At 43.7% G+C, this 14274-nt stretch carries 14 protein-coding genes and 1 riboswitch; all 14 genes read left to right on the forward strand.

Going from position 1 to position 14274, the window contains the following annotated elements; translation table 11 throughout:
* Positions 1-84 precede the first annotated feature (84 nt).
* Positions 85-459 carry a hypothetical protein gene (locus NST15_RS07515; RefSeq protein WP_008344944.1) on the forward strand — a complete coding sequence of 125 codons (375 nt, stop codon included), beginning with the start codon at positions 85-87 and terminating at the stop codon, positions 457-459.
* A 94-nt stretch (positions 460-553) separates the two neighbouring features.
* Entirely contained in the window at positions 554-1021 is a 468-nt protein-coding gene (gene lspA, locus NST15_RS07520) for a signal peptidase II (protein WP_008344942.1), read from the forward strand.
* A complete protein-coding gene (locus NST15_RS07525) occupies positions 1018-1932 on the forward strand; it encodes an RluA family pseudouridine synthase (RefSeq protein WP_007499719.1) in 915 nt (304 codons plus the stop codon). Before lspA ends, NST15_RS07525 begins: the two co-directional genes overlap by 4 nt.
* A 170-nt stretch (positions 1933-2102) precedes the next feature.
* Entirely contained in the window at positions 2103-2645 is a 543-nt protein-coding gene (gene pyrR / locus NST15_RS07530) for a bifunctional pyr operon transcriptional regulator/uracil phosphoribosyltransferase PyrR (RefSeq protein ID WP_007499718.1), read from the forward strand.
* A gap of 155 nt (positions 2646-2800) precedes the next feature.
* The gene (locus tag NST15_RS07535) at positions 2801-4129 is read left to right on the forward strand and encodes a solute carrier family 23 protein (RefSeq protein ID WP_057079574.1); all 1329 of its coding nucleotides are present in this window, start codon (positions 2801-2803) and stop codon (positions 4127-4129) included.
* A 130-nt stretch (positions 4130-4259) separates the two neighbouring features.
* Complete coding sequence (locus NST15_RS07540; RefSeq protein ID WP_017367206.1) at positions 4260-5183, forward strand: aspartate carbamoyltransferase catalytic subunit; 924 nt, start codon at positions 4260-4262, stop codon at positions 5181-5183.
* Positions 5167-6453: a dihydroorotase gene (locus NST15_RS07545; RefSeq protein WP_008344934.1), complete on the forward strand. Its 1287-nt coding sequence runs from the start codon at positions 5167-5169 to the stop codon at positions 6451-6453. The genes NST15_RS07540 and NST15_RS07545 overlap by 17 nt, the downstream gene beginning before the upstream one ends.
* The gene (locus tag NST15_RS07550; RefSeq protein ID WP_019743288.1) at positions 6450-7544 is read left to right on the forward strand and encodes a carbamoyl phosphate synthase small subunit; all 1095 of its coding nucleotides are present in this window, start codon (positions 6450-6452) and stop codon (positions 7542-7544) included. The genes NST15_RS07545 and NST15_RS07550 overlap by 4 nt, the downstream gene beginning before the upstream one ends.
* The gene (carB, locus tag NST15_RS07555) at positions 7529-10744 is read left to right on the forward strand and encodes a carbamoyl-phosphate synthase (glutamine-hydrolyzing) large subunit (RefSeq protein WP_116306837.1); all 3216 of its coding nucleotides are present in this window, start codon (positions 7529-7531) and stop codon (positions 10742-10744) included. Before NST15_RS07550 ends, carB begins: the two co-directional genes overlap by 16 nt.
* Positions 10741-11517, forward strand: a complete 777-nt coding sequence (locus tag NST15_RS07560) for a dihydroorotate dehydrogenase electron transfer subunit (RefSeq protein ID WP_007499709.1) — start codon at positions 10741-10743, stop codon at positions 11515-11517. Before carB ends, NST15_RS07560 begins: the two co-directional genes overlap by 4 nt.
* Positions 11511-12443, forward strand: coding sequence for a dihydroorotate dehydrogenase (locus NST15_RS07565; RefSeq protein ID WP_342498981.1), 933 nt, complete (start codon positions 11511-11513; stop codon positions 12441-12443). The genes NST15_RS07560 and NST15_RS07565 overlap by 7 nt, the downstream gene beginning before the upstream one ends.
* A complete protein-coding gene (pyrF, locus tag NST15_RS07570) occupies positions 12415-13119 on the forward strand; it encodes an orotidine-5'-phosphate decarboxylase (protein ID WP_342498982.1) in 705 nt (234 codons plus the stop codon). Before NST15_RS07565 ends, pyrF begins: the two co-directional genes overlap by 29 nt.
* 7 nt (positions 13120-13126) lie before the next feature.
* Positions 13127-13765: an orotate phosphoribosyltransferase gene (pyrE, locus tag NST15_RS07575; protein ID WP_144684321.1), complete on the forward strand. Its 639-nt coding sequence runs from the start codon at positions 13127-13129 to the stop codon at positions 13763-13765.
* A gap of 159 nt (positions 13766-13924) precedes the next feature.
* A riboswitch (SAM riboswitch) is annotated at positions 13925-14027 on the forward strand.
* Positions 14028-14101: 74 nt separating this feature from the next.
* On the forward strand, positions 14102-14248 hold the full coding sequence (locus NST15_RS07580; RefSeq protein WP_008344920.1) for a YezD family protein: 147 nt from the start codon (positions 14102-14104) through the stop codon (positions 14246-14248).
* Positions 14249-14274: the final 26 nt, after the last annotated feature.

Here is a 14274-nt window from a genome sequence, read left to right on the forward strand (position 1 = left end):
GAAAGGAAAAATCTTATGGCTTTAAAGTGAACAGGCGGGGCAACAATATGATTATCACGACAGGGCAGGAGTTGAAACAGCGACATGAATGGCGATCTAGAGACGATTTACATGGAACTCCTTCAAATGAGAGAAGAACTGCAATCGAAACTGTTTGAATATGCATCATTGCGTTCACCCGCTGAACATGTCACTTTCGATCAAGCAAAAACGACCACGCTTCTTTATCACATCAAAGAAGAATTGCAAGATGTTTCGCTCGCGATTGCAAAAATTGAACAAGGAACTTATGGCATATGTGAGGCGACAGGGCATACAATGCCCATTGAACAAATGAGTATTCTTCCGACAGCTCGTACGACTGACGACTTTTTATATCATAAGCAATACGAGAAAAAAGCATTCACCCCTTATCCTTATGAATCAAACGATTCTCATTTTGAAGCCTTCCACATGTAGGGAGGTTTTTGTCTGTCAACTAAAGTTTCTTTACTCCATCCTGTTTTCTTGATAAAATGCATAAAGACCAAAGTATGAAGATGGAGGAACGTGTGTGTTCTATTACATAATCGCATTCGTGATAATTTGTTTAGATCAATTAACAAAATGGCTCATTGTCAAACATATGATGCTCGGTGATTCTATTCCTGTGATTGATGGCTTCTTTTACATCACATCCCACCGAAATTCAGGAGCCGCATGGGGGATTCTCCAAGGACAAATGTGGTTTTTCTATGTGATCACACTCGTTGTTATTGCAGGAATTGTTTATTATTTGCAAAAACATGGACAAAAGGACAAGCTACTTGGCGTAGCGCTTGCCTTAATGCTTGGCGGAGCGATTGGAAACTTTATTGACCGTATTTTCCGTCAAGAAGTGGTTGATTTTGCTCATTTCGTATTTGGGGATTATCATTATCCAATCTTTAATATCGCAGATTCCTCTCTATGTGTGGGGGTCATTCTGCTCTTTATTCAAATGCTTTTAGATGGAAAGAAAAATAAGGAGTCAACTACATGAATCAAGTAAACATTGCCGTTTCAGAAGAACAAACGAGTGAACGGCTTGATAAATTTTTAAGCACAACTGAACCAGAATGGTCAAGAACCCAAGTCCAGCAGTGGGTGAAAGATGGGCTCATCGAAGTAAATGGAAAACAAGTGAAGGCCAATTATAAAGTACAAGCTGGAGATCAAATCAAAGTAGAGATTCCAGATCCAGAAGCACTAGATGTAGAAGCGGAATCAATGGATCTTGATATTTATTATGAGGATGAAGATGTACTAGTGGTCAATAAACCAAGAGGAATGGTCGTTCATCCAGCACCAGGACATGTGACAGGTACTCTTGTCAATGGCCTCATGGCTCATTGCAATGATTTGTCAGGCATTAATGGTGTGATGAGACCAGGAATTGTCCACCGGATTGATAAAGATACGTCAGGGCTTTTAATGGTCGCAAAAAATGATATGGCGCATGAATCACTCGTCAATCAGCTGGTGGCGAAAACGGTCACTAGAAAATACACAGCCGTTGTTCATGGCATCATTCAGCATGATACTGGAACGATTGATGCACCAATTGGTCGAGACAAAAAAGATCGCCAAAGCATGACGGTCACAAAAGAAAATGCAAAGCAGGCAGTCACTCATTTTGATGTGATGGAGCGCTTTAAAGACTTTACCGTTGTAGAATGCCGCCTTGAAACGGGAAGAACCCACCAAATTCGTGTTCATATGAAATACATTGGCTATCCGCTTGCAGGAGATCCAAAATATGGCCCGAGAAAAACCGTTGATTTCAATGGACAACTGCTGCATGCAGGCGTGTTAGGATTTGATCACCCTAGAACAGGAGAATATATGGAGTTTACAGCTCCAATTCCAGCTGATATGCGGGGCTTTATAGATTCATTAAGAAATAACGATTGACAGGCCGTTCTTTTTTTGAAATAATAAACGAAGAAATTGAGATTCTTTAAAACAGTCCAGAGAGGCTGAGAAGGATAACGGATCAATTTGTGCACGAGTATGCACAAATGAGCGCCCCTCTCTGCCCTTTGCAGAAGGGGCTTTTTATTTGTCAAAAAGAGGTGTAAAAGATGGAACAAAAAGCAGTCATTCTTGATGAACAAGCGATAAGACGAGCGCTTACCCGTATTGCACATGAAATGATTGAGCGCAACAAAGGGATGAAGGATGTCATCCTAGCCGGGATCAAGACAAGAGGCATTCATCTTGCAAAGCGCCTTGCAGAGCGCATCGAGCAAATTGAAGGAAACCCAGTGACTGTGGGTGAACTTGATATTACGCTATACCGTGATGACCTGACAAAAAAGACAGAGAACCAAGACCCGCTTGTCAAGGGTGCAGACATCCCAGCTGACATTAATGACAAAACACTGATTGTCGTAGATGATGTTTTGTTCACAGGTAGAACCGTCAGAGCGGCTATGGATGCGCTTGTGGATGTAGGAAGACCATCTTCCATTCAGCTAGCTGTTCTAGTCGACCGGGGACACCGGGAGCTGCCGATTCGAGCGGATTATATCGGGAAAAACATCCCGACATCAAAAGCAGAGACAGTCATGGTTCAGCTCAATGAAGTAGATCAAAACGACCTTGTCGCTATATATGAAAAATAACCTTTTTAAATGCATTCCAGAGAGTTTGCAAAGAGGGCATTAACAAGAGACACCGAGCACACGGCTAAAGTGACGTGTACGGTTTTTCTAGGCCTCTTTGCGCATACTCGCAAAGAGGCTTTTTAATGAAAAAGGACACATCTAGGAGGAAAATCATGAGTCAGCAAAAAGCCAATTTAGGCATTCGAGATATCCCAAAACCGTTCACATGGCTGTCACTCAGCCTGCAGCACTTGTTTGCGATGTTTGGTGCAACCATTCTTGTACCAAAGATCATTGATATGAGCCCAGCCGTCGCGCTCATATCAAGCGGGGTTGGAACCATTGTGTATTTAATCATCACAAGAGGGCAGATTCCGGCGTATCTTGGATCGTCCTTTGCTTTTATCGCCCCCATAGTGAATGTAAAAGCCACTGGCGGCCCTGGAGCTGCAATGGTAGGTGCCTTTATGGCGGGTGTGGCTTATGCACTCATCGCATTATTTATCAAATGGCTCGGCACAGGCTGGCTAATGAAGCTTCTGCCTCCTGTCGTTGTAGGACCCGTCATTATGGTTATCGGACTCGGACTCGCTGGAACAGCTGTTAACATGGCGATGTACGTCGATCCAAATGCAAAGGAGCTTGTTTACAGCCTGAAGCATTTAATGGTTGCAGGCTTCACGCTCGCTGTCACCATTATTAGTATGATCTTCCTAAGAGGATTCCTTAGCTTGATTCCAGTCTTAATCGGCATTATTAGCGGCTACCTCTTTGCCTTAACACAAGGCATTGTGAACTTCCAGCCGGTCATTGCTGCAAAATGGTTTGCTGTTCCAGACTTTGTTGTACCATTTGTCGACTATACACCCGCTGTGACCTTAAGCATTCTCACAGTGATGGTGCCGGTTGCCTTTGTGACCATGTCTGAGCACATCGGCCATCAAGTTGTGTTAAGCAAGGTGGTCGGGCAGGATTTTATTAAAAAACCAGGTCTTCACCGCTCCATTTTAGGAGACAGTGCGGCGACGATCTTTGCGTCACTCATTGGTGGACCTCCAACAACGACTTATGGAGAAAACATTGGCGTCCTTGCCATCACAAAAGTGTTCAGTATTTTCGTCATCGGCGGAGCAGCGGTGTTTGCAATCTGCTTCGGCTTTGTTGGGAAAATTTCAGCATTAATCAGTACAGTACCGTCCGCGGTTATGGGAGGCGTTTCGTTCCTGCTCTTTGGAATCATTGCTTCAAGCGGACTGCGAATACTGATTGATCATAAAGTGAATTTTGAAGAAAAGCGCAATCTCATTATCGCATCAGTTATCTTAGTCATTGGAATTGGCGGGGCATTTATTGAGGTGAAACAAATCAATCTGAAGCTGTCAGGAATGGCACTCGCTGCAATTACTGGCGTCCTGTTAAACATGATTCTGCCGCATCAGAAGGCAGAAGATGATGAGTCAAATGAATCGAATACCGAAAACCTTTTAAAAGAAGTCCAGTGAGGCTGACAAGGGTTCTAAACGGAGCAGAACGTGCGAAAGCACCCCTGCTTCTTTTGGAGAACCCTAAGCTGCCGAGGCTTAGGGTTTTTTTGAACCTGAAAGTGATGAAAAACTAGAGGGGGCAGAAAAAATGAATGATTTATCGACAATGAGCAGCTTATCAAAGGAAGAGATTTTACAGCTGATTGAAGAAGCATGTGCATTGAAAAAAGGGAAACAGGAACATGGTTTAGCAGGTGAATTTGTAGCGAACCTCTTCTTTGAACCAAGTACAAGAACGCGTTTTAGCTTTGAGGTGGCAGAGAAGAAACTTGGAATGAATGTGCTGAACCTAGACGCAGCAAGTACCTCTGTTCAAAAGGGAGAGACCCTTTACGATACAGTGAAAACACTTGAATCCATCGGAGTCAAGGCATGTGTCATCAGAGACAGTACCGACGAATATTACAAAGAGCTGATTGGGAAGGTCGGGATTCCAATCATTAATGCGGGAGATGGCTGCGGACAGCACCCTACACAATCATTGCTGGATTTGATGACGATCTTCGAAGAGTTTGGCGGCTTTGAAGGCTTAACGATCTCGATTCATGGTGATATCAAACATAGCAGGGTGGCAAGGTCCAATGCTGAAGTCCTCGCAAGACTAGGAGCGACAGTGCTCTTTTCAGGACCAGCTTCCTTCCAAGATGAACAAAATCCTCATGGAACGTATGTCGAAGTGGACGAAGCCATGAAGCGGTCTGACGTGGTGATGCTGCTGAGAATTCAGCATGAAAGGCACTCAGAAAAGATGGGCAATGAGGGTTACTTATCGACTTATGGATTAACAGTAGACAGGGCAAGCAAAATGAAAGAAAGAGCGATTATTATGCATCCAGCACCAGTAAATAGAGGTGTTGAAATAGATGATTCATTAGTAGAGTCAAAACAGTCAAGGATTTTTAAACAAATGGAAAATGGTGTGTATATCCGAATGGCTGTGTTAAAAAGGGCTTTTCAAAATAGCAGACTACATCAAAAAGGGAGAGATTCTGTCTATGTCATATCTCATTAAAAACGGTTTTATCTTATCAAGCACAGGGGAAAGAGTGCAGCAGGATATTAGGGTAGAAGGAAAAGTGATTCAAGCAATGGGTCACTTAGAAAGAGAAGACGGAGAAGAAGTCATTGATGCAGCAGGGCTATTTGTATCACCAGGTTTGATTGATCTGCATGTGCATTTAAGAGAGCCAGGCGGCGAGAAAAAAGAAACCATTGAAACAGGATCTAAGGCAGCAGCAAGAGGCGGGTATACGACCATTGCAGCGATGCCGAATACACGACCAGTTCCAGATACAAAAGAACAAATGGAATGGCTGATGAATCGAATCAAAGAGACCTCATCTGTAAGAGTACTGCCATACGCTTCCATCACGACGAGACAAATTGGCGAAGAGATGACGGACTTTGCAGCGTTAAAAGAAGCGGGCGCTTTTGCCTTTACGGATGACGGTGTTGGTATTCAAACAGCAGGCATGATGTACGAAGCAATGAAAAAGGCAGCAAGCCTTGATCAAGCCATAGTGGCGCACTGTGAAGATAACTCACTCATTTATGGAGGATGCGTTCATGAAGGAGACTTTTCAAAAGCAAATGGGTTAAACGGGATACCGTCAATTTGTGAATCGGTGCATATTGCAAGAGATGTCCTCTTAGCAGAAGCAGCGAATTGTCATTATCATGTATGCCATATCAGCACAAAGGAATCAGTCCGAGTGGTACGCGATGCAAAAAAAGCAGGCATTCGTGTGACAGCTGAGGTCTCGCCACATCACCTTCTCTTATGTGATGCAGACATTCCAGGTCTTGACACAAACTATAAAATGAATCCGCCGCTCAGAGGAGCAGAAGATCGCGAGGCACTGATCGAGGGGCTTTTAGATGGCACGATTGATTTTATCGCCACAGACCATGCACCGCATACAGAAGAAGAAAAGAACGAAACGATGCAGAGGGCACCTTTTGGGATTGTTGGACTTGAAACAGCGTTCCCGCTTCTGTACACACGTTTTGTGAAAACAGGGGAATGGACATTAAAAGAACTTGTTGATTATATGACCATCAAACCAGCAGAAGCCTTTGCTCTTCCATACGGAAAGCTGGAAGAAGGTCAAATCGCTGATATCACACTGATTGATTTAAACAAAGAAATGGCAATTGACAAAAAAAGCTTCTTATCTAAAGGACAAAATACACCGTTTGACAAATTGACTGTATCAGGATGGCCGGTCATGACACTTGCATCTGGGAAAGTCGTTTATGAAGAGGGGAGACTAGTAAAATGAAGAGACGCTTAGTGCTAGAAAACGGAACAGTATTCGAAGGAACAGGCTTTGGCAGCTTAGAACCGTCAGTCGGAGAAGTCGTCTTTAACACAGGGATGACAGGCTATCAAGAGATTTTGTCTGACCCGTCGTACTGCGGACAAATTGTCACACTCACTTACCCGCTGATCGGCAACTATGGCATTAACCGTGATGATTTTGAATCGATCACACCGTTTGTGAAAGGGCTGATCGTGAAAGAGCTTTGTGAAAAGCCTTCAAACTGGCGCTCTTCATACTCACTTGATGAGTATTTAAAAATGAAAAATATCCCGGGTCTTAGCGGCATTGATACACGCAAGCTCACGCGCATGATCCGAAGTGCAGGTACATTAAGAGGAGCTTTTGCAGGACCGGATGAACAAGTAGAAGACGTTGTAAGCCGCCTTCAAACGATGCAGCTACCAACAGATCAAGTAAGCCAAGTATCTGTGAAAAATGCGTATCCAAGCCCAGGAAGAGGAAAAAGAATTGTGCTTGTCGATTTCGGCATGAAGCATGGCATTTTGCGCGAACTCAATAAGCGAGATTGTGATGTCATTGTGGTGCCATACAATATCACGGCAGATGAAGTATTACAGTTAAAACCAGACGGCATCATGCTTTCAAACGGACCTGGGGATCCAGTCGATGTGCCAGAAGCGGTTGAAATGATTCAGCAGCTGATTGGAAAGGTACCACTCTTTGGTATCTGCCTGGGACACCAGTTATTCGCGCTTGCGTGCGGCGCAAGTACAGAAAAAATGAAATTTGGGCATAGAGGATCCAATCATCCAGTCAAAGAACTAGCAACTGGCAAGGTAACCTTGACGTCTCAAAACCATGGCTACACGGTTAGCGCCATTAATGAAGACGTGCTTGAAGTCACACATATTGCGCTAAATGACAATACCATTGAAGGATTAAAACATAAAGAAGCACCAGCATTCACTGTCCAGTATCACCCAGAAGCATCACCGGGTCCAGAAGATGCGAACTACTTATTCGACGAGTTCATGGACATGATTCATACAACTGAGAAAGAAGGGGAAGAAGTATGCCAAAACGCGTAGATATCAAAAAGATTTTAGTGATCGGTTCAGGTCCAATCATCATCGGTCAGGCAGCGGAGTTTGACTATGCAGGCACACAGGCTTGCTTAGCGCTAAAAGAAGAGGGCTATGAAGTCGTTCTTGTGAACTCTAACCCTGCGACGATCATGACAGATACAGAAATGGCCGATAAGGTATACATCGAACCACTGACACCAGAATTTTTAACACGAATCATTCGAAAAGAACGTCCTGATGCGATTCTGCCAACACTTGGCGGACAAACTGGATTGAACCTTGCTGTTGAGTTATCAGATCTTGGTGTACTCGCTGAATGCGGTGTTGAAGTACTAGGCACCAAGCTGTCAGCTATTCAAAAAGCAGAGGACAGAGATTTATTCCGTAATCTAATGAATGAATTAAATGAACCTGTACCAGAAAGTGAAATCATCCATAACCTTGAAGAAGCGATGGCATTCACAGATCAAATCGGTTTCCCGGTCATTGTTAGACCAGCCTATACACTAGGCGGAACAGGCGGCGGAATTTGTACAAATGAGCAAGAATTAAAAGAAATCGTCGAGAATGGACTGAAGTTAAGTCCGGTGACACAATGTTTGCTTGAAAAAAGTATCGCAGGCTTTAAAGAAATTGAATATGAGGTCATGCGTGACAGCGGAGATCATGCCATTGTGGTTTGTAACATGGAAAACTTTGATCCTGTCGGCATCCACACAGGTGACAGTATCGTTGTGGCACCAAGTCAAACGCTAAGTGATCGTGAATATCAGCTGCTTCGTAATGTGTCACTCAAGCTGATCCGTGCACTTGGCATTGAAGGCGGATGTAACGTACAGCTGGCGATTGATCCAGACAGCTTCCAATACTATATTATCGAAGTAAACCCGCGCGTGAGCCGTTCTTCTGCTCTTGCGTCTAAAGCAACAGGATATCCAATTGCAAAACTTGCAGCGAAAATCGCAGTCGGCCTAACGCTTGATGAAATGATGAACCCAGTCACAGGTAAAACATATGCAGCGTTCGAACCAGCACTCGACTATATCGTTTCCAAAATCCCGCGCTGGCCGTTCGATAAATTTGAATCTGCCAACAGACGACTTGGAACACAAATGAAAGCAACGGGTGAGGTCATGGCGATCGGCCGCACATTAGAAGAGTCTCTTTTAAAGGCTGTTCGTTCACTTGAAGCGGATGTGCATCACATTGAATTAAAAGACGAAGCGGACATTACGAACGAAGTGCTCGAAAAGCGGATTATCAAAGCAGGAGATGAACGTCTGTTTTATATCGCTGAGGCACTAAGAAGAGGCTATACCGTCGAACAGATTCATGAATTCTCGAAAATTGATTATTTCTTCCTTCATAAACTGGAAGGCATCATCACATTTGAAAAGACACTAAAAGAAAATAAAGGCAATGTAGACGTTTTAAAAGAAGCGAAAGAAAAAGGTTTCTCAGATATTTATATTAGCCGCGAATGGAATATGAACGAGGCAGATGTCTACAACCTAAGAACAGAAGCAGGCATCGTTCCTGTGTATAAGATGGTGGACACATGTGCGGCAGAATTTGAATCAGAAACACCGTATTTCTACAGCACATATGAAGATGAAAATGAATCCGAACGAACAGATAAGAAAAGTGTCATCGTGCTAGGCTCAGGTCCAATCAGAATCGGACAAGGGGTTGAATTTGATTATGCGACCGTTCATTCAGTGTGGGCAATCAAACAAGCAGGCTATGAAGCCATTATTATTAACAACAACCCTGAAACCGTCTCAACAGACTTTAGTATTTCAGATAAGCTCTACTTTGAACCACTCACTGTAGAAGATGTGATGCACATCATCGACCTTGAACAACCAGAAGGTGTCGTTGTTCAGTTTGGCGGACAAACAGCGATTAACTTAGCAGATGAATTATCAAATAGAGGGGTTAAGATACTTGGAACATCGCTTGAAGACCTTGACCGCGCGGAAAACCGTGACAAGTTTGAACAAACATTAGAAACTCTCGGCGTGCCGCAGCCAAAAGGTAAGACAGCAACGTCTGTGCCAGAGGCAGTAGCGATTGCGAATCAAATCGGTTACCCCGTGCTTGTCCGTCCTTCCTATGTATTAGGCGGCCGTGCAATGGAAATTGTGTATCAAGAAGCTGAGCTCCTTCACTACATGGAGAATGCGGTGAAAGTCAATCCGCAGCACCCAGTGCTCATTGACAAGTATTTGACAGGAAAAGAAATTGAAGTAGATGCTGTGTCTGACGGAGAAACGGTTGTCATACCAGGCATTATGGAACACATTGAAAGAGCCGGAGTTCACTCTGGAGACTCCATTGCGGTCTACCCGCCGCAAACTTTGTCAGAGGACATCAAAGCGAAAATTGCAGAATACACGATTAAACTGGCAAAAGGCCTTAACATCATTGGGCTTTTGAACATTCAATTTGTTCTATCAAAAGGAGAAGTGTACGTACTTGAAGTGAATCCGCGCTCAAGCCGGACTGTCCCATTCTTAAGTAAAATTACAGGCATTCCAATGGCGAACTTAGCTACAAAGGTTATTTTAGGAGAAAAACTGAAAAACTATGGCTACCAAGAAGGGCTTCATGTTGAGCAAGAAGGCGTATATGTGAAAGTTCCAGTCTTCTCTTTTGCAAAACTAAGAAGAGTAGATATTACACTAGGGCCTGAAATGAAATCAACAGGTGAAGTCATGGGGAAAGATGTCACAATCGAAAAAGCCCTCTACAAAGGGTTGATTGCATCAGGCATTCAAATTCCAAAAGACGGAACGGTGCTCCTGACAGTGGCTGATAAAGATAAAGAAGAAGGACTTGAGATTGCAAGAAGATTCCATTCCATCGGCTATCATATTTTAGCAACAGAAGGAACAGCGAATTACTTAAAACAAGCCTCTATTCCATCAAGTGTTGTCGGCAAAATAGGAGAAGAAGGAAAGAATCTGCTGGATGTCATTCGAAATGGTGAAGCCCAATTTGTCATCAACACCTTAACAAAAGGAAAACAGCCGGCAAGAGACGGCTTTAGAATTAGACGTGAATCTGTTGAAAATGGTGTCGCTTGCTTAACGTCACTAGATACAGCGGAAGCGATTTTAAGAGTGCTAGAGAGCATGACATTTAGAGCAGATGAAATGCCAGAAGTGAAAACGAATGCTGAGGTGACAGTAACGATATGAAAAAAGCATACTTGACGGTCGTCTCAAACCGAGAGATCGCTGATCATATTTACGAAATGACATTAAAAGGTGATCTTGTTGAATCCTTTCAAACAGCTGGACAGTTTCTTCATATAAAGGTCAGTGAATCCATGACACCGCTGCTGAGAAGACCGATCAGTATTGCCAACATTCATGCCGAAAAGCAAGAAGCAACCATCATTTACCGCGCAGAGGGAGAGGGCACAAAGCTCCTTTCCCAAAAGCGGGCGGGAGAGTCAGTCGATGTGTTAGGACCGCTTGGAAACGGCTATGACCCTTCAGTCGTTCAGGCCGGACAGACCGCATTATTAGTCGGTGGAGGAATCGGTGTGCCTCCGCTATATGAACTGTCTAAGCGGTTAACGAAAAAAGGCGTCATCGTAAAACATGTTCTCGGTTTTCAATCGAAAAAGGATGTATTTTATGAGGAGAAGTTTCAAGCGCTCGGAGATACATTTATCGCAACCGTTGATGGAACATATGGCTCGAAAGGTTTCGTGACAAATGTCATTGAAGAGAATGAGCTGGACTTTGATGTCTTGCTTTCTTGCGGACCGACACCTATGTTAAAAGCACTAAAAGACTCTTATCCCGATAAGCCTGTCTATATTTCAATGGAAGAACGAATGGGCTGCGGAATCGGTGCATGCTTTGCTTGTGTCTGTCATACCGATCAGCACGAGAAACCGTACGTTAAAGTTTGTCTGGATGGACCTGTTTTTAAAGCGGAGGAGGTGGCGCTATCATGCTAAACATCGAATTACCCGGCTTATCTTTAAAAAATCCAATCATTCCTGCATCAGGCTGTTTTGGATTTGGAAAAGAATTCGCATCATTATATGACCTTTCCTTGCTGGGCGGCATCATGATTAAAGCCACGACCCTTGAAACGAGATTTGGCAACCCGACACCTAGGGTAGCTGAGACAGGAGCCGGTATGCTGAATGCGATTGGTCTACAAAATCCAGGTCTAAAAGGCGTGCTTGAACATGAATTACCTTGGCTTGAGCAGTTCGATACCCCTATTATTGCCAATGTTGCTGGATCACAAGTTGATGATTATGTTGAAGTAGCAAAGCAAATTAGTCAAGCAAGCAATGTTCACGCCCTTGAACTGAATATCTCGTGTCCGAATGTGAAAACAGGCGGAATTGCCTTTGGGACCGATCCAGAAATGGCGGCTACATTGACAAAAGCCGTTAAGGAAGTTTCTTCCGTTCCTGTTTATGTGAAGCTGTCACCTAATGTAGCCAATATCGTTGAGATTGCTAAAACGATTGAATCGGCTGGAGCGGATGGACTCACCATGATCAATACTTTGATTGGGATGCGTTTAGATTTAAAAACAGGCAAACCCATTCTTGCCAATAAAACAGGCGGATTATCAGGTCCTGCCGTAAAACCTGTTGCCATCCGAATGGTGCATGAGGTCAGTCAAGCCGTTACTATTCCGATTATTGGGATGGGCGGGGTGCAAAGCGCTGAAGATGTACTTGAATTTTTACTAGCTGGCGCAAGTGCGGTAGCTGTTGGGACAGCCAATTTTGTGAACCCATTTATTTGCCCGGAAATCATTGATGAACTGCCGAATGTGTTAGCGGCTTATGGGTATTCATCTGTAGAGGAATGCATCGGAAGGAGCTGGAAACATGAAGCACTTGCCCATCATCGCGCTTGATTTTCCATCAGGACAGGAGGCGCACGCCTTTTTAGATCGTTTTGAAGGCACTCCATTATTCGTAAAGGTTGGCATGGAGCTGTTTTACCAAGAAGGTCCTGCCATTATTGACGCACTGAAAGAAAAAAATTGCCGTATTTTCCTTGATCTGAAGCTTCATGACATTCCAACAACCGTGCAAAAAGCGATGAACCGGCTTGCTGGACTTGGTGTTGATTTGGTGAATGTGCATGCTGCCGGCGGGAAAAGGATGATGCAGGCGGCCGTAGAGGGGCTTGAAAGCGGAACCCCTGCCGGGCAAAATCGCCCAGGCATTATTGCAGTGACCCAGCTGACAAGCACGTCAGAAGATATGATGAAAAAAGAATTGCTAATTGACCGCCCATTGCAAGAGGCTGTGCTTCATTATGGACAATTGGCATATGAAAGTGGGCTTGATGGTGTGGTGTGCTCTGTTCATGAATCAAAACAGCTTCATGAACAAATCTCTCCCTCCTTTCTCACTGTCACACCAGGAATTCGCTTACCAAATGATCAAACGGATGACCAAAAGCGTGTGGCGACACCTGCTTTTGCCAAAGAGCAGGGGGTTTCACAGATTGTTGTGGGAAGATCGATCACAAAAGCCACAAACCCAGTGGAAGCTTATCAACAAATTTTGAAAGAGTGGGAGTGACTGCCGGATGAAAACGAAAATCGCGAAGCATTTATTACAAATCAAAGCTGTCTCTTTAAAACCAGACGAACCATTTACATGGGCGAGCGGTATCAAATCACCGATTTACTGTGACAATCGCCTCACCTTGTCTTATCCTGAGGTCAGAGGGGACATTGCGGAAGGTTTAAAAGACTTGATTCTCACTCATTTTGAAGGAGCGGAAGTTGTCGCAGGTACAGCTACAGCTGGCATTCCTCATGCGGCATTAGCAGCTGATCGTCTGAACGTACCGATGTGTTATGTAAGAAGTAAACCAAAAGCACACGGAAAAGGAAATCAAATTGAAGGAGCTATATCACCTGGACAAAAGGTGGTTGTCGTAGAAGACCTCATCTCAACTGGAGGCAGCGTTCTTGAAGTTGTGGCTGCTCTAGAAGAAGAAGGCTGTGACGTACTCGGAGTTGTTGCGATCTTCACTTATGGACTGCCAAAAGCAACTGCAGCTTTTCAAGAGAAAAACATTCCCTATGTCACGCTGACAGACTATGACACACTGACAGAAGTGGCACTTGAGCTAAAAGCAATCGAGTCTTCTGCTATGAATAAACTAAAACGCTGGAGACAGGATCCTTCGTCTGAATCTTGGATGGAAGAAACGGTCTAAAAAGCTTGTTTTGTTTTAAAAAAAGCTGTGCTGCGCTGCACAGTTTTTTATTTGGTTAAAAATAGTAAAATAGACTCAAATTTAAATAAAAACTAATCCTATCAATAAAGTCGGGTTGACTTTTGTTTGAATTGTGTTAATATTTAATACAAATTAAAACTCTTATCCAGAGAGGTGGAGGGACTGGCCCGATGAAGCCCGGCAACCTGCGATTTGCAAGGTGCTACTTCCTGCAAAATGATTCTATTTTGAAAGATAAGGAAATCGTGAGCTTCCTCATCTTTCTTTCGGACTGAAAGAAAGTTTTTTTATTTTAACGGTGAGGAGGAAGAGGAGATGGAACTGAAACAAAACCAGGATGAGGACTTAGTGAAGCATATGCAAGAGCTGATTGGGGATATGAAATTCGGTTCAATTACGTTGATCGTTCAGGACGGTCAAGTGATTCAAGTGGAAAAAAATGAAAAAATCAGATTAAAGTAGTGCGGAGAATAGCAATAGAAGCAGTA

This window comes from Bacillus sp. FSL R5-0820, from assembly GCF_038593385.1.
Taxonomy (GTDB): Bacteria; Bacillota; Bacilli; order Bacillales; family Bacillaceae; genus Bacillus; species Bacillus altitudinis.

Excerpts from the sequence above, each read along its gene's own strand:
- NST15_RS07545 (WP_008344934.1), top strand. The coding sequence starts at position 5,167 with ATGTCATATCTCATTAAAAACGGTTTTATCTTATCAAGCACAGGGGAA.
- NST15_RS07580 (WP_008344920.1), top strand. The coding sequence starts at position 14,102 with ATGGAACTGAAACAAAACCAGGATGAGGACTTAGTGAAGCATATGCAA.
- NST15_RS07515 (WP_008344944.1), top strand. The coding sequence starts at position 85 with ATGAATGGCGATCTAGAGACGATTTACATGGAACTCCTTCAAATGAGA.
- NST15_RS07565 (WP_342498981.1), top strand. The coding sequence starts at position 11,511 with ATGCTAAACATCGAATTACCCGGCTTATCTTTAAAAAATCCAATCATT.
- pyrF (WP_342498982.1), top strand. The coding sequence starts at position 12,415 with ATGAAGCACTTGCCCATCATCGCGCTTGATTTTCCATCAGGACAGGAG.
- pyrE (WP_144684321.1), top strand. The coding sequence starts at position 13,127 with ATGAAAACGAAAATCGCGAAGCATTTATTACAAATCAAAGCTGTCTCT.
- NST15_RS07525 (WP_007499719.1), top strand. The coding sequence starts at position 1,018 with ATGAATCAAGTAAACATTGCCGTTTCAGAAGAACAAACGAGTGAACGG.
- NST15_RS07540 (WP_017367206.1), top strand. The coding sequence starts at position 4,260 with ATGAATGATTTATCGACAATGAGCAGCTTATCAAAGGAAGAGATTTTA.
- pyrR (WP_007499718.1), top strand. The coding sequence starts at position 2,103 with ATGGAACAAAAAGCAGTCATTCTTGATGAACAAGCGATAAGACGAGCG.
- NST15_RS07535 (WP_057079574.1), top strand. The coding sequence starts at position 2,801 with ATGAGTCAGCAAAAAGCCAATTTAGGCATTCGAGATATCCCAAAACCG.
- NST15_RS07560 (WP_007499709.1), top strand. The coding sequence starts at position 10,741 with ATGAAAAAAGCATACTTGACGGTCGTCTCAAACCGAGAGATCGCTGAT.
- NST15_RS07550 (WP_019743288.1), top strand. The coding sequence starts at position 6,450 with ATGAAGAGACGCTTAGTGCTAGAAAACGGAACAGTATTCGAAGGAACA.
- carB (WP_116306837.1), top strand. The coding sequence starts at position 7,529 with ATGCCAAAACGCGTAGATATCAAAAAGATTTTAGTGATCGGTTCAGGT.